24 protein-coding genes and 2 tRNA genes are annotated in these 17,690 nt (G+C 38.5%); 12 read left to right on the top strand and 14 right to left on the bottom strand.

Annotation, left to right across the window (positions count from 1 at the left end; all coding sequences use genetic code 11):
- Positions 1–330: transposase (locus tag DNK84_RS09580; protein ID WP_208123235.1), on the bottom strand; the 330-nt coding region annotated here is incomplete at its 3' end.
- 106 nt (positions 331–436) lie between these two features.
- On the opposite strand from DNK84_RS09580, the gene DNK84_RS09575 reads away from it, so the two are divergent.
- Entirely contained in the window at positions 437–1,630 is a 1,194-nt protein-coding gene (locus tag DNK84_RS09575; protein ID WP_119344301.1) for an MFS transporter, read from the top strand.
- An 88-nt stretch (positions 1,631–1,718) separates the two neighbouring features.
- Complete coding sequence (locus tag DNK84_RS09570) at positions 1,719–2,057, top strand: zinc ribbon domain-containing protein YjdM (RefSeq protein ID WP_119344300.1); 339 nt, start codon at positions 1,719–1,721, stop codon at positions 2,055–2,057.
- Positions 2,058–2,073: 16 nt separating this feature from the next.
- Here the strand turns inward: DNK84_RS09570 and ychF are convergent, their stop codons facing one another.
- From ychF to DNK84_RS09545, 5 genes are all read right to left on the bottom strand, one after another.
- Complete coding sequence (gene ychF, locus DNK84_RS09565) at positions 2,074–3,165, bottom strand: redox-regulated ATPase YchF (RefSeq protein WP_119344299.1); 1,092 nt, start codon at positions 3,163–3,165, stop codon at positions 2,074–2,076.
- A 17-nt stretch (positions 3,166–3,182) separates the two neighbouring features.
- Entirely contained in the window at positions 3,183–3,761 is a 579-nt protein-coding gene (pth, locus tag DNK84_RS09560) for an aminoacyl-tRNA hydrolase (protein ID WP_119344298.1), read from the bottom strand.
- Positions 3,762–3,818: 57 nt separating this feature from the next.
- Positions 3,819–4,868: a DNA polymerase IV gene (gene dinB / locus DNK84_RS09555; protein WP_119344297.1), complete on the bottom strand. Its 1,050-nt coding sequence runs from the start codon at positions 4,866–4,868 to the stop codon at positions 3,819–3,821.
- 205 nt (positions 4,869–5,073) lie between these two features.
- The gene (gene rplY, locus DNK84_RS09550) at positions 5,074–5,364 is read right to left on the bottom strand and encodes a 50S ribosomal protein L25 (protein ID WP_119344296.1); all 291 of its coding nucleotides are present in this window, start codon (positions 5,362–5,364) and stop codon (positions 5,074–5,076) included.
- Positions 5,365–5,514: 150 nt separating this feature from the next.
- Entirely contained in the window at positions 5,515–6,468 is a 954-nt protein-coding gene (locus DNK84_RS09545; RefSeq protein WP_119344295.1) for a ribose-phosphate pyrophosphokinase, read from the bottom strand.
- 204 nt (positions 6,469–6,672) lie between these two features.
- Between DNK84_RS09545 and DNK84_RS09540 the strand changes: the two genes are divergently transcribed.
- Complete coding sequence (locus tag DNK84_RS09540) at positions 6,673–7,113, top strand: PACE efflux transporter (protein WP_119344294.1); 441 nt, start codon at positions 6,673–6,675, stop codon at positions 7,111–7,113.
- On the opposite strand, the gene DNK84_RS09535 is transcribed toward DNK84_RS09540, so the two are convergent.
- The 5 genes from DNK84_RS09535 to DNK84_RS09515 form a co-directional block, all read right to left on the bottom strand.
- Positions 7,110–7,490: a disulfide bond formation protein B gene (locus DNK84_RS09535; protein ID WP_162902353.1), complete on the bottom strand. Its 381-nt coding sequence runs from the start codon at positions 7,488–7,490 to the stop codon at positions 7,110–7,112. The genes DNK84_RS09540 and DNK84_RS09535 overlap by 4 nt on opposite strands.
- A gap of 230 nt (positions 7,491–7,720) precedes the next feature.
- A tRNA-Gln gene (locus DNK84_RS09530) sits at positions 7,721–7,795 on the bottom strand.
- Positions 7,796–7,828: 33 nt separating this feature from the next.
- Positions 7,829–8,683 carry a 4-(cytidine 5'-diphospho)-2-C-methyl-D-erythritol kinase gene (ispE, locus tag DNK84_RS09525; protein WP_119344292.1) on the bottom strand — a complete coding sequence of 285 codons (855 nt, stop codon included), beginning with the start codon at positions 8,681–8,683 and terminating at the stop codon, positions 7,829–7,831.
- The gene (gene lolB / locus DNK84_RS09520; protein ID WP_162902352.1) at positions 8,650–9,294 is read right to left on the bottom strand and encodes a lipoprotein insertase outer membrane protein LolB; all 645 of its coding nucleotides are present in this window, start codon (positions 9,292–9,294) and stop codon (positions 8,650–8,652) included. Before lolB ends, ispE begins: the two co-directional genes overlap by 34 nt.
- Positions 9,284–9,832 carry a gamma carbonic anhydrase family protein gene (locus DNK84_RS09515; RefSeq protein ID WP_119344290.1) on the bottom strand — a complete coding sequence of 183 codons (549 nt, stop codon included), beginning with the start codon at positions 9,830–9,832 and terminating at the stop codon, positions 9,284–9,286. Before DNK84_RS09515 ends, lolB begins: the two co-directional genes overlap by 11 nt.
- 271 nt (positions 9,833–10,103) lie before the next feature.
- Here DNK84_RS09515 and DNK84_RS09510 point away from each other — a divergent pair, with 271 nt between their 5' ends.
- Positions 10,104–11,114 carry a glucokinase gene (locus tag DNK84_RS09510; protein ID WP_119344289.1) on the top strand — a complete coding sequence of 337 codons (1,011 nt, stop codon included), beginning with the start codon at positions 10,104–10,106 and terminating at the stop codon, positions 11,112–11,114.
- A gap of 95 nt (positions 11,115–11,209) precedes the next feature.
- On the top strand, positions 11,210–12,376 hold the full coding sequence (locus DNK84_RS09505) for an acyl-CoA desaturase (RefSeq protein ID WP_119344288.1): 1,167 nt from the start codon (positions 11,210–11,212) through the stop codon (positions 12,374–12,376).
- A 3-nt stretch (positions 12,377–12,379) separates the two neighbouring features.
- Here the strand turns inward: DNK84_RS09505 and rlmE are convergent, their stop codons facing one another.
- The 3 genes from rlmE to DNK84_RS09490 form a co-directional block, all read right to left on the bottom strand.
- Positions 12,380–13,006 (bottom strand): 23S rRNA (uridine(2552)-2'-O)-methyltransferase RlmE, encoded by a 627-nt coding sequence (gene rlmE, locus DNK84_RS09500; RefSeq protein WP_119344287.1) that lies wholly within the window; start codon positions 13,004–13,006, stop codon positions 12,380–12,382.
- A gap of 87 nt (positions 13,007–13,093) precedes the next feature.
- The gene (locus tag DNK84_RS09495) at positions 13,094–13,879 is read right to left on the bottom strand and encodes a 7-carboxy-7-deazaguanine synthase QueE (RefSeq protein WP_119344286.1); all 786 of its coding nucleotides are present in this window, start codon (positions 13,877–13,879) and stop codon (positions 13,094–13,096) included.
- Positions 13,876–14,346, bottom strand: coding sequence for a 6-pyruvoyl trahydropterin synthase family protein (locus DNK84_RS09490; protein WP_119344285.1), 471 nt, complete (start codon positions 14,344–14,346; stop codon positions 13,876–13,878). Before DNK84_RS09490 ends, DNK84_RS09495 begins: the two co-directional genes overlap by 4 nt.
- Before the next feature lie 275 nt (positions 14,347–14,621).
- On the opposite strand from DNK84_RS09490, the gene DNK84_RS09485 reads away from it, so the two are divergent.
- The 7 genes from DNK84_RS09485 (at position 14,622) to DNK84_RS14365 (ending at position 17,597) form a co-directional block, all read left to right on the top strand.
- On the top strand, positions 14,622–14,849 hold the full coding sequence (locus DNK84_RS09485; RefSeq protein ID WP_119344284.1) for a hypothetical protein: 228 nt from the start codon (positions 14,622–14,624) through the stop codon (positions 14,847–14,849).
- Between the two features lie 116 nt (positions 14,850–14,965).
- A complete protein-coding gene (locus tag DNK84_RS09480) occupies positions 14,966–15,790 on the top strand; it encodes a 7-cyano-7-deazaguanine synthase (RefSeq protein WP_119344283.1) in 825 nt (274 codons plus the stop codon).
- Positions 15,786–16,616: a DUF2797 domain-containing protein gene (locus tag DNK84_RS09475; protein ID WP_162902355.1), complete on the top strand. Its 831-nt coding sequence runs from the start codon at positions 15,786–15,788 to the stop codon at positions 16,614–16,616. The genes DNK84_RS09480 and DNK84_RS09475 overlap by 5 nt, the downstream gene beginning before the upstream one ends.
- Positions 16,617–16,662: 46 nt before the next feature.
- A tRNA-Leu gene (locus DNK84_RS09470) sits at positions 16,663–16,749 on the top strand.
- 118 nt (positions 16,750–16,867) lie between these two features.
- Positions 16,868–17,047: a hypothetical protein gene (locus DNK84_RS09465; protein ID WP_208123296.1), complete on the top strand. Its 180-nt coding sequence runs from the start codon at positions 16,868–16,870 to the stop codon at positions 17,045–17,047.
- 157 nt (positions 17,048–17,204) lie between these two features.
- Positions 17,205–17,423: a type II toxin-antitoxin system RelE/ParE family toxin gene (locus tag DNK84_RS14825; protein ID WP_235826878.1), complete on the top strand. Its 219-nt coding sequence runs from the start codon at positions 17,205–17,207 to the stop codon at positions 17,421–17,423.
- Positions 17,424–17,444: 21 nt separating this feature from the next.
- On the top strand, positions 17,445–17,597 hold the full coding sequence (locus tag DNK84_RS14365; RefSeq protein WP_162902112.1) for a hypothetical protein: 153 nt from the start codon (positions 17,445–17,447) through the stop codon (positions 17,595–17,597).
- The last annotated feature ends 93 nt before the right edge of the window (positions 17,598–17,690 follow it).

Below are 17,690 nucleotides of genomic sequence, written 5' to 3'. Positions count from 1 at the left end.
CAAACCTTCAATCCGCGTGCTTCGCTTGGGAACAAGTACAGGATCAAATTCACCTGAGCGATCACGAGGCACATCAATTTCCAATAGGCCATCTTCTGTTATTACGCTTTTTCGTGCCGTGCCGTTACGTGCATTAGCAGAATCGCTACGTTCATGCCTGTCATAACCAAGATGCGCCTTTAGTTCACCTTGTAAAGCACGTTCAACCAGACCTTTGGTTAATTGCTTCAATACGCCATCTGATTTAAATAGATTGGATAAATCAGCACCTGATTCGACAATGAGATCAAGCGCTTGATCTAATGCTTTGTTTTGTTCTTTGTTTTTCATCTTTCGTCCTTAGATTATACGTTTTAACCATTATAACCTATGAAAGAATTTACACAGTTATTTCAATACTCCCTTTCAAGGTGTTGTTGGGCTTGGTTTAGCACCGATCCTCTTACCACTTATTGTGGGTCAATATCAAAGTGCCTATGCAGCAGGGCTTGTTGTTGCTGCTTTTTATTTTGCGCAATTATTTGCCCCACTGATTGGTCAAATAACTGACAGGTTTCAGATGCACCGTTTTGTGTATCTTGCCGGTTATGTGTTAATTGGTTTTGGCGCCTTATTATTTCCATTTGTTAGCACGACGTTTCTGTGGATGCTAATGGCTTTTTTAATCGGCCTTGGCATTGCGGCAACCAATACGGTCAGTGGTATGTATATTGTGGAATTTCACGATAAAAGTCAGTGGGATGCACGAATGGGTTTTTTACAGACAACCTATGGTACAGGTCAGTTCGTGGGTCTTTTGTTGGCAGTTGCTTTGGTATTCTCACCAGCATCAGGGATGGTTATATGCGCAGTTTTAATGATCCCTGGCGTTTACTTTGGGATTAAGGGTTTACCAAAAATACAAAATAGATCAACGGTTTCAAAACCTATATTGGCCGGGTATTATCGCCACCATACACGTGCTTTAGCGTCTTTATTGACATATTGGCAGCGATTTAAATTTTCAAGTTTTAAAAAATTAGCATCACCTAGAGCCTATCCATTTGTTTTTCACATTATCGGCTGGTTTATGATTATGATGGGTAACTGGCTTATTTACAACCTATATCCATTGTTTATGCTGCATGTTTATGATGTGCATGCAAGCCTTTCCTCGCTTTATTATGGTATTGGGGCGGGTATTGGGATACTGGCTTATCCTTTGGCAGGTACAGTTGCTAAAAAGGTGGGTGAGATGCATGTACTATTAACAGGGTCTTTTATGTGTTTGGTGTCTTTATTAGGATTGACGCTGTTGGCATTAATGTCACAAACAGGAGTTGTTGTGCTGCTGGTTCCCATCTTTTTTATATTACTGCCAATTGCATGGTCACCTTTGATTGTCATTGGCCTGGCAATCTCTCCTAAATTAACGGACATGGCGCAAGGTGAGTCTTTAGGGCTTTTAAATGGGGCAACGGCATTGGCAAGTCTTATTAGTGCATTTGTTGCCGGTGTTATTGCGTCAAGTATCGGTTATTTCTGGATTGTTGTTTTAGCACTCATTTTTACTATTGGTGGTATTTTTATTCAGATGAAGCTTTATTTTGGCATGAAGACAAAACTCGCAAAAATAAGGGCTGAAAAATAAACTTTTACAACCTGTTTATAAAAGTGTGACTGGCCTTTTTAATATTATTCCCGTAAAGTGGTAATAAACTTTTAATGCGAGGAATATAATGCATAATTTACCACCCTGTCCGAAATGCCATTCAACGTATACTTATGAAGATGGTGCACTCTATATTTGCCCAGAATGCGCACATGAATGGGATAAAAATGATATTGCTTTAGGCGATGATGGTCAGCTTGTGCATGATGCTTATGGTAATGTATTGCAAGATGGTGATAGTGTTACCGTGATTAAAGACCTTAAAATAAAAGGAAGCTCAAGTGTTGTTAAGGTTGGCACCAAGGTGAAAAATATTCGTTTAGTCTCAGGAGACCATAACATCGACTGTAAGATTACTGGTGTTGGTGCAATGAAATTGAAATCAGAGTTTGTGAAAAAAGCTTAAGTTTGTGTGAAGCTCACTATACATTAAATCTAAAGTGAATAACATCGCCGTCTTGTACGGTGTATTCTTTACCTTCAAGGCGGGCTTTACCAGCTTCTTTTGCTCCTTTTTCACCTTGGTTGGTGATATAATCGTTAAAGCTTATTACCTCAGCGCGGATAAAGCCACGTTCAAAGTCGGTGTGGATTTTCCCAGCAGCTTGTGGAGCTGTTGCACCCACAGGGATTGTCCAGGCGCGAACCTCTTTAACACCTGCAGTAAAATAAGTCTGCAAGTTTAAGAGTTTATAACCGGCACGAATAACACGATTAAGGCCAGGTTCACTTAAACCGATATCAGCCAGGAACTCAATTTTCTCCTCATCATCTAATTCGGCAATTTCAGACTCAATCGCTGCACAAACAGGGACAACATCAGCATTGTCCTGCTGTGCAAATTGAACAACACGTTCTAAAAGAGGATTATTGTCAAACCCGTTTTCATCTACATTGGCGATGTAAAGCGTCGGTTTATTGGTTAAAAGTGGTGTTTGCTTTATCCAATGTTTTTGATCATCATTAAATGCAAAGCTTCTAGCAGGCTTTTCACTTTCCAAATGCGATTTAAGCGCTATGTACATGTCATGCTGCGCTTTGGCTTCTTTATTGCCGCTTTTGGCAATTTTCTGTAGTCGTAAAATGGCTTTATCAACAGATTCGATATCTGCTAATAAAAGCTCAGTATTAATGGTTTGAATGTCATCGATAGGGTCTATTTTTCCAGCAACGTGCATTATATCATCATTTTCAAAGCAGCGAATAACATGGGCAATGGCCTCAGTTTCCCGGATATTCGCCAAGAACTTATTGCCTAAACCTTCACCTTTTGACGCACCAGCAACAAGACCTGCAATATCAACAAATTCCATGGTCGCTGGAATCACTTTTTGTGGTTTAACAATATCGGTTAATTGTGCAAGCCTTGGATCTGGGACGCTTACAACACCAACATTTGGTTCAATCGTGCAAAATGAATAGTTCTCTGCCTGGATACCTGCTTTTGTCAACGCATTAAAAAGTGTTGATTTACCGACATTAGGCAAGCCAACAATACCACATTTAAAACCCATAATAATAATCCTTACACTTATTTTTTCTGGTGAAGCTTATTCATCACCATTTGATGGTTGCCCTGTATTATATCGTCTATATAAAAAATCGCACGATCTATGGCTTGATCAATCTCAATTTTATTTTCTAAAGACGGTTTGTTCAGTACATAGCTGACCACTTTGCTTTGATGGCCTGGATGCCCGATGCCAATACGAAGTCGATAAAAATCACGGCTACCTAGCTGTGCTTCAATATCACGTAACCCATTATGCCCGCCATGTCCACCTGATTTTTTTAACCGCAATTGACCGCAGGGTAAATCAAGCTCATCATGCGCAACAAGAATCTCTTGTGGTGTGATTTTATAAAAATTTGCAAGCCTTGCCACAGCAAGTCCACTTTTATTCATATAAGTATTTGGGTATAGCAAAAAGCACTTTTGCCCTTGATATATAAATTGGCCAACAAACCCATGAAACTTTGTTTGTAAATTCATGTCAATGGCTAATTCATCAGCAAGTTTATGCAAAAACCATTCACCGGCATTGTGGCGTGTACCTTCATATTCTTGGCCGATATTACCAAGACCTGCAATTAAGCGAATTTTTGACATCAGGTCGTATTTTTAAATTTTTATTTACAAAAATGCTGTTATACATGAATTTATGCTTTAGATCAATAAAGGGATTTGTTTATCTTCATTGCTCCCAACCCTGACATAAAGACCAATAAGTCTGATAGGGCGCTTATTAATTCTGTCATATAATGTTTTAAATAGCACGATAAATAAGTCTTGTGAATACTGTGTGCTTTGCCGTGTGATTGAGTATTTCTTAAATTGAAAATCGGTTAACTTGATGCCAATGCCATGTATTTTTGCTTGTTGTTGATTTGTGTTAATTCGCAAAATAAGCTTTTGATAAAGAACACTAATTTGTGCGATACAGGCATCGAATGCGGCTAAATCCTGAGGATAAGTTTGCTCAACAGCGATTGATTTAGGTAATCGTTTTGCCATAACTTCACGTTTATCCTGGCCGCGGCAATAATCATAAAGATCATGGCCAAATTTGCCAAATTGCTGTACCAAGGCCGTCTTGTCATATTGTTGTAATTGCCAGCAAAGCTCAATGCCCATGGATTTAAGCTTTTCTTGTGTGACCTTCCCGACACCAAACAGTTTCTTTACTGGTAAATCATGGATAAACGTTTGAATGTTTTGAGGAGGGATAGTATAAAGTCCATCGGGTTTATTGATGTCACTGGCAATTTTTGCTAAAAGCTTGTTAGGTGCGACACCGGCAGAAGCGGTGAGACCAGTTTGTGAGCGTATTTCTTGACGGATTTGCTGGGCAATTAAAGTAGCGCTGTTATCATGATCTTGTACATTGGAGACATCCAAGTACGCCTCATCCAATGATAGCGGTTCAACAAGTGGTGTAAATCGAAGAAATATATGTTTTATTTGTTGTGAAATGGCTTTATATTTTGGCATGTCAACAGGTAATAAAATGAGATTTGGGCATTTTTTTCGCGCCTGACTTGTCGGCATGGCGGAGTGGAGGCCATATCTTCTTGCAATATAATTACATGTGGCTAATACGCCCCGATTTTTATCACTTCCACCGATAGCAACAGGCTTGCCAACTAACGTTGGATTTTCCTTTTCTTCTACTTGTGCATAGAAGTAATCTAAATCTATATGGATAATTTTGCGCACATTACTTACATGCTGGTTTTAAGCATTGATATTATTGTATACTTGCTGTAAATGATTTTATAGTGATTTTTGTTTTGTAAGTGCTATTTTAAATTAGGTAAAGCCTGGTGGATTAAAGCAAATGTTTTATAAGATGGCTTTGTTATAAAGCTTTAAGAGAATAGCAGTAATTGCTTACTGCATGTAGAGATACTGTTAGATGGAATTAAACACGAACGAAATCAACATGAATTAATTTAGGTTTAAAAGGGTGACGTTGAAGTGCTTTGATTTTGACGCTTTCTGTTGTGCCTTCAATATCAATTGTGATTGTAGCATCATAAAAAGCTTTTTCTTGGCTTGCATGCAATACTTTGTCGTGATCTAGTGTGACTGATACCGCATCACTATTATTGCCATAGATGATAGCAGGGATTTTACCCGCTCTTCTAAGGCGGCGGCTCGCACCAGTACCTTTCTCTGATTTCTTTTGTGCTTGTAAGGTAAATTCTGTCATTTTTTTATCCTTTTCATTTTATTTTATTTATGATTAATCCCGTATCATTATGCGACCCTAATAATACCGGACAAGGGATTTTAGCAAAATAGAGACAAAAAGGGAATTTTTTTGCGTGAAATTTAACTATATTTCTGCGATCAGATTTATTTATAAATTAATCTCATTAAACATTAAGCTAATGGATTCTTCATTATTTGTACGACGGATTGCTTCAGATAACATAGGTGCCAATGATAGTGTTTTAATTTTTTTGCATTTGGCTGCTTCAGCATGAAGTGGAATAGAGTTCGTAACGACAAGCTCTTCCAAGACGGAAGTCTCAATATTATGGATAGCTTTGCCGGATAACACTGGATGCACGCAGTAAGCAGAGACTTTCTGGGCGCCATGTTCGATTAATGCATTGGCTGCTTTGCACAGTGTTCCTGCCGTATCCACGATATCATCTACGATTAAACAATGACGTCCTTTCACATCACCGATAATGTTCATGACTTCTGACTCATTAGCTTTCTGTCTGCGTTTGTCAATGATGGCAAGCTCAGTATTAAGCGCTTTAGCTAAAGCACGTGCACGAACAACGCCACCAACATCTGGTGATACAACCATTGGGTTTTTAAGGCGTTGGGAGCGAATATAGTCTAATAAGATTGGTGTGCCATAGACATTATCTAGCGGTATGTTAAAAAAACCTTGGATCTGTTCAGCGTGAATATCAACAGTAAGTAGTCGGTCAATTCCAACACCAGTAAGCATATCAGCGATCACACGTGCAGAGATTGGCACACGAGATGAGCGCACGCGTCTGTCTTGTCGTGCATAACCAAAGTAAGGCAATACAGCGGTGATTCTTCCAGCAGATGAGCGGCGAAGTGCGTCAGTTAAAAACATAAGCTCCATAATATGATTATTTGTTGGAGGGCAGGTTGATTGAACGATAAAAACGTCACGACCACGGACGTTATCAATAATTTCAATATGGCTTTCCCCATCACTAAAGCTTGAAACGGTTGCACGACCAACCTGTACACCAAGAAAATGAGAGATTTCTTCGGTTAAATCAGCGCTGGCATTACCACAAAAAAGCATCAGGTCAGACATGAATACATCCTAAAATAAGATCTTGCTTTGGCTTGCTACAAAATATAACGAATTTTGAAAAAAATTAAAGCGTTATTTGTGATTGTTTTCAATAAAAGTGCAAAAACTAATCAGGTTTTGGTTGATGGAGAAAAATATCGCATTATGAATCTGTTTTGTTATAATGCTTGATTAAATAATGCGCTGAGTGTTTTAAGGTGATTGATGCAGGTTACAGGATTTAGTTTTAGTATACGGTTAGTACACATGGTTTGTTTTGAGCTAATTGCCATTGTTTTGTTTGCGCCAATCACTGCAATTATTTTGAATAAAGCCGTATTTGAAATTGGCATATTGGGTTTAACCCTCTCACTGATGGCGATGCTTTGGAATTTTATTTATAACTATGGGTTTGACTATGTTGAAGGCAAGCTTGGTAGGGAGCGATTTAAGCGTACGGTCGTAATGCGAATTACACACGCTTTTTTATTTGAAGCAGGCCTTTTATTTGCCACTTTGCCGGTGGTTGCAGCTTGGCTTCATATGAGCTTATGGCATGCTTTTATTTTAGATATGGGGTTTGTTGTCTTCTTTTTGATCTATGCCTTTATTTATAACTGGGTATTTGATCGAATTTACCTTTGGGCGAACAAGATCCCTGTTTAATGAAGGTTGTTTTTAAGCGCTTGCTTTGTACGTAATACAAGAATAATTTCAAGTAGAACTAATAACGTAAATGCACCTATAGCTAACATTGAGTTAAGATTAGGGAAGTTGCCGTTTTTATAAATAAAGAAAATCTGATCTCCTGCAATGTCTATGCCAAAAATAGCGACAGGTAGGCTGATATAAAGAAATAACCTTGGGTAAATGGGTTTGATGAGTACAAGCAATGATAGGATGCCAAGCATGGCGCGTTGGACTTGACAGTAAGGGCATGAGTATATTTGTCCGCTGAGCTCTAAATACCATGTATAGATACAGGCGATTAATCCGATAAAAGCAAAAAGCCAGTAATATCTCACTAGTATATGATTAATCATTCTGTGCATCCATTAGTGCTTGCATATATAGATTATAGATGTGTTTTAACGGATTGTACGAATAATAGGTTATATTTCAGTGTAAAAAAGTTATTCCCATTTGCTATAGGTAACAGTTATATTTGCAGCAAATTATCCATGAATCTTGCAATCTTGGAAAGCATCGTTTAATGTGCGGTTAATTGAGCTATACTCAAACTGTTAGTGAAAACCTGAATTAATTTCATTCATGGCTGGGCTGGCAGGATTCGAACCTGCGCATGACGGGATCAAAACCCGTTGCCTTACCGCTTGGCGACAGCCCAGTGAGAAGTCTTAGCGCCTAGTGCTTTGCAGCATCAGCTCGCCTTGACAGGTGCAAAGTTTAATGTTTTTACTATCCAACTGTCAACTTCTTTTTTCAATTTTTTGCGATTTTGTTGAAGTCGGTCAAAATCTGGGCTTAAAAGGTAAAAACAGGCGCCGGTTCCTGTTAATCGAAGTGCTTCTTTGTCCGGCATATTTTCAAACAATGCAAAGATTTCTGGGTGTATAGATTGAATCACAGGTAAAAAGCCATTATCTAAAACTAAAGGATCATCAATACTTTCGCTATTCAATATAGGGTGGTTTTTATTTAACGCTGGATGTTGAAACAATAAGGCAGTTGAGGCATGAAAATTTGGTTTGATAATCAGGGCATATTGCTCTTTGTAAGGTTTATAGGTGAGTTTTTCACCAATACCTTCAGCCCAGGCTGCTTTTTGGAAAATAAAAATGGGTATATCAGCGCCAAGTTTTTGGCCAAGTGTAATTAGTTGTGCTTGATCTAGGTCACAGTGCCATAATTTATTTAATGCAATCAAGGTAGTTGCAGCATTTGCACTGCCTCCGCCAAGCCCTGCACCCATGGGGATTTTTTTATTAAGTATCACTTCAATCCCACAAGGTCTTTTAGCATAGGGTTTAATTAGTTGTGCAGCCTTAAAAATTAAATTATCTGTTAACTTGGTAATGATGATATTATTTTGAATGCTAAAGTTATCATCTTTGGTTGGCAGAAAAGTAAGCTGGTCTTTTAGATCGATAAATTGAAACCAGCTTTGTAGTAAATGATAACCATCTTGTCTTTGTCCAACAATATGTAAAAACAAGTTTATTTTTGCATAAGCAGGTAATGTTATGGCGTTGGTATTGTTATATTGAATGTCCATGCTTTAATAACGGCAGTTAATTTAAGTGTATTGTAACGTAGAATGATTTTTTGTGGCAGTGGATATTTGCGGGCAAACAAGGCATAATTTTTATATGTGATTTGCCAGCCTTGTTGATCGATACTTTGTGCAAGCCCGTATTGATTCAATTGTAATTGATAAGTAGCGGTAGGGTCATATAAGCCTCTAGCCCAATAATATAGGCCTTTAAGTGGAATTTGCCAGCCTAGTTCTTCTTGCATCAGGCTTTGTAAAGTTTTTGCATGCTTGGTATCACCATTGCTTTTTTTTATAACAACGCCTGAGTCATCACCACTGAAGGTTGTCGCACCAAGCCCTAAAGGACCATAAAGCTGCAGCCAGAACTTTGTATGATCCTGTTTCCATATAAAGTTTGCTGATTCTCCTTGTTGATCTATGATAACACCGATAACCCCAGAAGCCTGCCAGGACTGTAGGTCTTGCAGAGTTTGCTGATAGTCATGCCAAGCTTTCTGAGGCGCTTTAGAAGGGGTAAGTGGTTGTTTGGATACGATGGTGCTGCAGCCTGATAAGATGACTGCAAAGCCAAAAGTAAAAAGGCCTCTCCAGTTTAAATGCTTAATAGCCATATTGCTTTGCATCCTGTGCATGTTTGTTTTTGGTTTGAATGTAATTTTGTGCATTATTGATAATATGTGCTTTTTCCTGTTCGGTAATTTTGCGTGCGCATTTAGCTGGAGACCCTAGGTATAAATAGCCTGTTTCAAGTCTTTTTCCAGGTGGTACGACTGTCCCGGCACCAATAATAACATCATCTTCTACAACCACACCATCTAAAACAATAGCACCCATGCCAACTAAAACACGATTGCCAATATGACAGCCATGAATAATTGCGCCATGGCCAACAGTGACATCTTCACCAATAACAACATCATAGCCTTGTCCTGGCTGATCGAAAAACTCAGTGGTATGAATAACTGTATTATCCTGCACGTTGGAGTTTTTGCCAATGCTAATAGATAAAAGGTCTCCACGAATACTGACATTAGGCCAGATGGAGACATGCTCGCTTAAAACAACTTTCCCTGTAACCGTTGCCATTGAATCGACAAAAGCCGATTTTGCAATTTTCGGGTGTATTTCATTAAAGGTGCGTACTGGCATGGTAACCCGTTTATTTTATCTTTTTGCTGATAAAGGCAATATACCATAATATATCTATTTTCCAAAAGCGCGATAAGAGGTATATTGCGTATGAAATGATTTAAAACAGCATATTGTTTGGTGATTGCCAGGTGACTTGAAAAAGGGTATGATCGGCGCGTGGTTTTAAAGAAAGCCTGAGTGCATCCAGGTGCTTGAGGCTTAGCTTGCATAATTTATGTGAGACACCAAACCTATTGTGGGTTAATATAAAGGAGATAAGTTTAATATTATGATCGTTTTATCAGGTGATGTTGGGGGAACAAATACCCGTTTGCAAATTACTGAGCATCAAAATGCTACCGTTAAGGTTTTATTTACGAAGAAGTACCTTGCGGTTGAATTTAAGAGTCTATCAGATATTATTAATCAGTTTTTAAAAGAATCCCAATTTGATAAAAAGAGGGTTGAAGCAGCTTGTTTGGCTGTAGCAGGTCCTGTTAAAGATGGTGCTATTGAGTTTACAAATCTGCCTTGGGGGATTACGGAAACAGAGCTAGCTAAGGTGCTTACCTTACCAGCTGATAAAGTGAAACTAATCAATGATTTTGCTTCAATTGGTTATGGTTTATCCGCACTTGATAAGACGGATGTTGTCTGTTTGCAAAAAGCAGAAATTGATAAAACAGCACCGATTGCCATGGTTGGTGCAGGAACGGGCTTGGGTATGGGGCTTGTTACAAAACATAAAGCGCAAACTTTTGTTTACCCAAGTGAAGGAGGGCACCAAGATTTTGCGCCGGTTGATGAAGAGCAAATCGGGTTGTTTGAATTTTTAAAAAGACGATTACACAGGGTTTCAATCGAACGTATTTGCTGTGGCCCTGGTTTGGTTAATATCTATAAATATGTTGTGGCGAACCCACTTTATAATCAACCAGAGTCTCCAGAGCTTAAAAGGGATATACATAAAGGGCTTGACCCAGCTAAGCTTATCACGCATTATGCAATTGATAAAGGAGACCCAATGGCGCTTCGTGCCGTTGATATTTTCATCCGTGTTTATGGTGCTGTAGCTGGCAATATGGCTTTAGCAACGCTTCCTAAGCAAGGGCTTTATATCGTAGGGGGAATTGCGCCACAGTTGATTTCACAAATACAAGATGGCCGATTTATGAAAATGTTTCATGATAAGGGTCGAATGTCTGGGCTTATGCAGGAAATTCCTGTATATGTTGTCATGAATACAGATGTGGGGCTCAAAGGTGCCGCGGTGTATGCGACAATGTTGTGCAAAAAATAAACTTTGTGTTTCGGGCACATCTGTTATATGATAGCTATAGGCTATATGTAAACAGTAGTTATAGACGTTATTAATAAAAATCTAAGAAGGGTAAAATGCAAAAGACGAAAAAAGAGCCAATCGATTTAAAAAGTGTATTGGTTTTAACATTAACACCGATTGCAGCGGTAATTTTTATTCCTTACTATGCCATAACCTACGGTTTTTCAGCAGCGGACTGGTTTTGGTTTGGTTTTTTCATGATCGCCACCGGCCTATCTATTACGGCAGGTTATCACAGGCTTTGGTCACATCGTGCCTATAAAGCCAATGCCGTATTGAAAATATTTTTTATGCTTTTTGGTGCAGGTGCCTTGCAAAACAGTATTATTAAATGGTCTTCTGATCATCGTAAACATCATCGTTTTGTGGATGATAAAGAAATGGATCCTTATGCAGCGACCAAGGGCTTTTGGTATAGCCATTTTACCTGGATGTTAAGAAAGCTGCCGAAAAAAGTGTCAAGAGTTGAAAATGTGACAGATTTGCAAAAAGATAAAATCGTTGCCTTTCAAGATCGATACTATGTGCCATTGGCCATTTTTATGTGCGCTATTCTACCAATGCTTATTGGTGCTACGTATGGCAGTATAGGTGGGTGCTTACTATTGGCAGGTTTATTGAGATTAGTCTTAAATCACCATTTTACTTTTTTCATTAATTCATTGGCACACATTTGGGGTAAACGACGTTACTCAGATGAAAACACAGCAAGAGATAATCCCTTGTTATCATTGGTTACCTATGGTGAAGGTTACCATAATTTTCATCACAAATATGCAGGGGACTATCGTAATGGTGTCAAATGGTATGATTTTGATCCATCAAAGTGGTTGATTTTTTTAGCGTCAAAAATTGGTTGGGCTTATGATTTAAAATCTACACCAAAGCCTGTTATTGAAGCGGCAAGAGCAACGATGCAAATGAAAAACATCCAGGCACGGTTAGGCAAAAAGCGCCTTGATAATCGTTATATTGCTTCGGTGATGGAATTAGAAAAGCGCCTTGAGACACAGTATAAAGAATTATTTGATAGTATTAAGGCCTGGGCAAAAGCCAAACAAGCTTGTTTGGCGGCTAAAAAAGAGCGATGCAATACATTGCAATTAACGCAGCTCAAAACACATTATAAATCGCTAAAACAGCGCTTTAAAGCAGAGCGTCGTATATGGCGCGCGGTGAGCGAGTCTTCACTAAAACTTATAAAATCCAAAGCTGCTTAGAAATTATTTTTTATTAAACCCAATAACATAGACTTCACGTGATCGATCACGTGAAGCATCTGGTTTTCTGATAACAACTTTCGTGAATCTGTCTTTAACTGTCTGAACAAAGGAATCAAAGCCTGCACCTTGGAAAACTTTTGCTAAAAACCCTCCGCCTTTGGGTAAGGTATTGTCTGCAAAATCAAGGGCAAGTTCAACCAGATGCATGGATGTAGCTTGATCTGTTGTGCGATTCCCGCTCATATTGGGTGCCATATCAGAGATAATCCAGTTAATTTTTTGGCCTTCAGTCAAATGTAACAGCGCTTCATAAGGTTCATCCTCAGTGAAATCACCTTGAATGAACTCAACGCCAGGCAACGGATCCATTGGCAGGATATCAAGTGCAAATACGCGACCCTTTTCACCAACAAAATCGGTGAGAATTTGAGACCAGCCGCCAGGGGCAGCACCTAAGTCTACAATAATCATGCCAGGTTTGAATAGTTTGTCTTTTTCCTGAAGTTCAATGAGTTTATAGGCAGCACGTGAACGAAAGCCTTGCGCTTTTGATTTGGCAACGTAATGATCATGATGATGCTCATCCAGCCAACGTTGAGAGCTTTTTTTGTGCTTTGATTTTGACATAATAAAATAGGAAATATGGTTATTTTGGCATGTAGTATAACCATGAATACAGTTTGCTTCAAATGACTTAGATAATCATCGGTAAAATCACACACCAATCTTGTTATCAAAAGCAATAATATGGTCACGACCTGTGAAATTAAATCCATGTTGTAAAGCAGCTTCAATAACAACGGGGTATTGTTGGATCATTTGTTCACGTGTTGCCCCTGCAGGCATAAGATAGACTTTATGTTTCGGAATATTAAGCGTTTGGATAAAAGCTTTAATTTCTATCAGAGTCTGTGCTTTACCATCAAAAACAGGCTTTATCTGGTAGTCTTTATGATAGTCAATCATGGCTTTTATCGCGGGAAGGTTCAAGCGATATTTATGGTGTTGGTCAATTATCTTTTGATCAACAGGCTTCCCCATGGGCGTTTTATCATTAAGCTTTGGTGTGGTGTTTTGAAATTTGGGTGATAAGCTAATTAAATCAATAGGTTGGTCTGTGGCTACAAAATGAGAACCTTCAGTTTCTAATGTTACAAAAAAATCACGCTTAGAGGCAACATGCATAATTTCATTGATAATCGCTGGATGCATTGTTGGAGAACCGCCTGTTAGCATAATTTCTTTAATCTTAGGGTGTTGATCAAATAAATAAATTAGATCAGCAAAAGAAAATTTGCCCTTTATTGCGTGAATGCTTGAATACCAGGTATCACACCAGCCACCATCATCTCCAAAGTAACATCGATGGGTACAACCGGTGGTGCGAACTGCAAAGCTTGGATGGCCGCGACGTGTCCCTTCTCCTTGCAAACAAGGGTAGGCCTCAATGATAGGTAAGATTCTTTGATAATCTGTGATCCGAGGTAGTGTGTTATTCATTCTTCCTGCTCAGCACAAGCCATATTCTTATTGTTTTCTAAAACATCAACTCGATATAGTTGTGCGCGCTGATTGCTGGCTTTTGATATCATAGGAGACAGTGTCTTTAAAACGAACTCAGCAATACCTTCACAGCTAAAAAAGGGGACGGTTCTTAATTGAATAATGCCATCTTGTGCTAATTGTTTAAATCGCTCTAATGCAGGATCATTTTCTGCTAAGACAACGGTATGATCAAACATGTAAGAAAACCATTGTTTTGTGGTCATACCATCTATCTGAAAGCTTTGGTCTTTCAACCAGCCAAAATCCCAGACCCAGTTATGTACATCAAGCGTTGTTGATTTAAAGTGGAGCTTAAATGCAATAGCATAACCATGTAAAAAGCGACAGTGCGAATCTGTTGCATTCCATTGGCGAAAACACGTAGAAAAGCCATCTAAATATTTCTCAACACGATAAATCATTGCTTATTTTTATTTTTGCACACACGGTTTGTCATCATATGGTTAGCACTATAGGTGAATTTGTGTACTGTTGCAATAGATTTTTAGTTTGCTTTATTTTAGACCAATAAATTTTTAAATTAAAAAATGCAATATTTATTGACAATATATTTTCAGATTATATCATTAAGTTAACTTTTAGGTTGAAAGACGCTCGGAAATATTTTGTGATGACTATTTAAAGCCGTCTTGTATTTATCAACGGTATGGCCTTACTTCAATATAATAGGATAAAAATGCGCATTTACTGGTTTTTGCTGATTTTAATATTAGCGGGTTTTGCTACTGTTTTTGTTTTTAATATAAATCAGTCAATACCATCAAAATGTTTAATAAAATCTGCCAGGCAAGGCATTAATATACAACAAACCTATGTTTATCAAAAAGAGCATGCTAATACAGCGTTAAATGATAAGTCTTTTGGTGTTGATCGCAATTATCCTGCGATCACAAGTAAAACATAATATTTAAGAGCATGGGCATGCAAGGTGTTGGGTATTTATAATCAGTTAAGTTTGCCTTTGTAAGGGGTTTTTTTTATAATGTGGCTATTTGCAACCAAGACGAAGGAAGTTTAATTATGTCACAAAAGCGCTATGCTGTATTATCTTTATCTGGTGGGATGGACTCAACCTCTTTATTATTAAGATTACTGGCCAATGATTATCATGTTACAGCGATTTCATTTGATTATGGGCAAAAACATAAAATTGAATTACAAAAGGCTGCACAAGTTGTAAAGCTTTTACAAGAAAAAGGCCTGGCGGTAACGCATCAACAAATCGAGATAAATGGTTTGTCTGAGCTATTACATTCAGCGCTTATCAGTGGCGGTGAAAATGTACCAGAAGGGCATTATCATGAAGATAACATGCGTTTGACGGTGGTTCCCAATCGCAATAAAATTTTCAGCTCCATTATACAAGCTTCTGCTTTATCGATTGCTCAGGCCAAAAAAACCTCGGCTATTATCGCCATGGGTGTGCATGGTGGTGATCATCAGGTTTATCCAGATTGTCGTCAAGAATTTCGTGATAAGGATTATGCTGCATTTTTAGCCGGTAATTGGGATGCTGAGGATGTGACCTATTATCTTCCTTATATTACGGTTGATAAGGCAAGTGTTTTACAAGATGGCTTAAATGCCTGTAAAGAACTTGGTCTTGAGTTTAATAAGGTTTATCAGCATACGTTTACCTCTTATATTCCTGTTGAACATGATGGCGTGGTTTATAGTGATTATAAATCAGCATCATCAATTGGTCGTATTGAAGCCTTTTTAACGATTGGTCAAGTCGATCCTATTGCTTATGCTGATGAAAATGGCCCTGTAGACTGGGATACGGTTAAAGCACATGCGCAATCTGTAATTGAGGAATATCAGGCAGAAGCTGATGTCGATTGATTGTCAATTACATTTATCAAAAATGAAAACATCGCTTGATGATACACATCAAGCGCAATATTATCTTGCTCGGGATCAGGGTGATCCTATCTATATGAATGACTGCATTGGCAAGTCTATCGAGATTACTTTTTTGAATGAAATTCACTGTGTTGCCTGTGGTCGTAAGACAAATAAAAGCTTTAATCAAGGTTATTGCTTTGTTTGCTTTCGAACCTTAGCAGAGTGTGATAGCTGTATTATTAAACCTGAGCTATGCCATTATTATGAAGGTACTTGTCGCATGCCTGAATGGGGGCAGGCACACTGCCTTCAGCCACATTTTGTCTATCTGGCAAATACCGGTGGGGTTAAAGTTGGCATTACCCGGCTTAAGAACACACCAATGCGCTGGATCGACCAAGGTGCGACACAGGCTTTGCCTATATTAAAAGTTAATCAGCGATTGATTTCGGGTGTTATTGAGGTTGAATTTAAAAAATATGTTGCGGATAGAACCCATTGGCAAACGATGTTAAAAAAGCAGCCTGATGAAGTTGATCTTTTTTATTACAAGGGGAAGTTATTACATCACGAAGCGGATTTTCTAACACAGATCCAGCAAAAATATGGTGCAGAATCTATCACATTTCTTGAGTCTCAAGAGCTCAAGATTCATTACCCAGTGATTGAATATCCAACAAAAGTAAAATCATTTAATCTGGATAAGTTACCAACGGTATCTGGTTGTCTTATGGGTATTAAAGGTCAATATTTAATCTTAGATACTGGTGTTATTAACCTTCGTAAGTTTGGTGGCTATTTTTGTCGATTTCAGGCCAAATAACAATTGACATCAGCGGATTTTTCGCTAGAATGAACCCAACTTCTTCGCCGGGGTGGTGAAATCGGTAGACGCGCCGGATTCAAAATCCGGTATCCGAAAGGATGTGAGAGTTCGAGTCTCTCTCCCGGCACCAAAATATCATTTTTCTTAATCAGATATTTTCTTATGCGATAGCATGTGGTTTATGTCAGTACAACCCTGTTGCGGGCATACATGGTTTTAGGCATATAGCAAGCACACGTCTGCACGAAATGGCTGCACAATACAAGTGGAGCAGTGATATTATTGAAAAGCAACTTGCACATGTTGAGGGTAACTCTGTAAAAGCAGCATATAACCATGCTGAGTATCTAGAAGAACGTATAAGAATGATGCAAATTTGGGCTGACTATCTGGATGATCTTAAGCAAAAGGCTATCAATTTACTGTAGAACCAGTTAATCATATTAACAACGTTGATATTTCCGATTTATTTGTTATCATATAAGATAACAAAACATTGTGAGAAAGCCAATGACTTGGCGTGTGGAATTTTACTCAGGAATTGAAAAAGAAGTTTAAAAACTTCCAGCTAAACTACAAGCGAAAATGCTTAGGTTATTTGAGCTTGTTGAAGCACATGGCGCGAATTTAGGTGAACCACACACCAAAGCTTTAAATGATGGTTTGTTTGAGTTAAGAGCTAAAGCTCTTGAAGGAATTGCAAGAAGTATTTATTGCTATGTGGAAGGTAAAAAGATAATAGTCTTGCATGTTTTTGTGAAAAAACACAAAAGATACCTAAAAAAGAGCTTGATATCGCAATAAAGCGAATGCAGGAGGTTAAAAATGAGTGCGCCAAGCAAAGCTAAGGCAATCAAGCTGGACAATCCAGCCCAGAAAAAGGCTAGCCACCAGTCTGGAACCGAACTACACATAATGCAAGGTAACGAACATTATGAAGCTGTAGTAAGGGCGGTCTATCAGCCACAACGCGAGTGAAGGTATTGAGCCCCGTAATATACCATCGTCGCACCTGATCAAGGTTTTCATATGCCTGAAATCAGCACTACGCAATACGTAAAGGCGAGTATG

The sequence above is a fragment of the Facilibium subflavum genome (assembly GCF_003574485.1).
Taxonomy (GTDB): domain Bacteria; phylum Pseudomonadota; class Gammaproteobacteria; order Francisellales; family Francisellaceae; genus Facilibium; species Facilibium subflavum.
This window is presented reverse-complemented; position numbering and strand designations above follow the sequence as displayed.

Excerpts from the sequence above, each read along its gene's own strand:
- DNK84_RS09485 (WP_119344284.1), top strand. The coding sequence starts at position 14,622 with ATGCGCATTTACTGGTTTTTGCTGATTTTAATATTAGCGGGTTTTGCT.
- ispE (WP_119344292.1), bottom strand. The coding sequence starts at position 8,683 with ATGGACATTCAATATAACAATACCAACGCCATAACATTACCTGCTTAT.
- DNK84_RS09490 (WP_119344285.1), bottom strand. The coding sequence starts at position 14,346 with ATGATTTATCGTGTTGAGAAATATTTAGATGGCTTTTCTACGTGTTTT.
- DNK84_RS09505 (WP_119344288.1), top strand. The coding sequence starts at position 11,210 with ATGCAAAAGACGAAAAAAGAGCCAATCGATTTAAAAAGTGTATTGGTT.
- DNK84_RS14825 (WP_235826878.1), top strand. The coding sequence starts at position 17,205 with ATGCTTAGGTTATTTGAGCTTGTTGAAGCACATGGCGCGAATTTAGGT.
- rplY (WP_119344296.1), bottom strand. The coding sequence starts at position 5,364 with ATGACAGAATTTACCTTACAAGCACAAAAGAAATCAGAGAAAGGTACT.
- DNK84_RS09570 (WP_119344300.1), top strand. The coding sequence starts at position 1,719 with ATGCATAATTTACCACCCTGTCCGAAATGCCATTCAACGTATACTTAT.
- DNK84_RS09480 (WP_119344283.1), top strand. The coding sequence starts at position 14,966 with ATGTCACAAAAGCGCTATGCTGTATTATCTTTATCTGGTGGGATGGAC.
- DNK84_RS09510 (WP_119344289.1), top strand. The coding sequence starts at position 10,104 with ATGATCGTTTTATCAGGTGATGTTGGGGGAACAAATACCCGTTTGCAA.
- pth (WP_119344298.1), bottom strand. The coding sequence starts at position 3,761 with ATGTCAAAAATTCGCTTAATTGCAGGTCTTGGTAATATCGGCCAAGAA.
- DNK84_RS14365 (WP_162902112.1), top strand. The coding sequence starts at position 17,445 with ATGAGTGCGCCAAGCAAAGCTAAGGCAATCAAGCTGGACAATCCAGCC.
- DNK84_RS09545 (WP_119344295.1), bottom strand. The coding sequence starts at position 6,468 with ATGTCTGACCTGATGCTTTTTTGTGGTAATGCCAGCGCTGATTTAACC.
- DNK84_RS09535 (WP_162902353.1), bottom strand. The coding sequence starts at position 7,490 with ATGATTAATCATATACTAGTGAGATATTACTGGCTTTTTGCTTTTATC.
- DNK84_RS09495 (WP_119344286.1), bottom strand. The coding sequence starts at position 13,879 with ATGAATAACACACTACCTCGGATCACAGATTATCAAAGAATCTTACCT.
- ychF (WP_119344299.1), bottom strand. The coding sequence starts at position 3,165 with ATGGGTTTTAAATGTGGTATTGTTGGCTTGCCTAATGTCGGTAAATCA.
- DNK84_RS09465 (WP_208123296.1), top strand. The coding sequence starts at position 16,868 with ATGGCTGCACAATACAAGTGGAGCAGTGATATTATTGAAAAGCAACTT.
- DNK84_RS09540 (WP_119344294.1), top strand. The coding sequence starts at position 6,673 with ATGCAGGTTACAGGATTTAGTTTTAGTATACGGTTAGTACACATGGTT.
- DNK84_RS09515 (WP_119344290.1), bottom strand. The coding sequence starts at position 9,832 with ATGCCAGTACGCACCTTTAATGAAATACACCCGAAAATTGCAAAATCG.
- rlmE (WP_119344287.1), bottom strand. The coding sequence starts at position 13,006 with ATGTCAAAATCAAAGCACAAAAAAAGCTCTCAACGTTGGCTGGATGAG.
- lolB (WP_162902352.1), bottom strand. The coding sequence starts at position 9,294 with ATGGCTATTAAGCATTTAAACTGGAGAGGCCTTTTTACTTTTGGCTTT.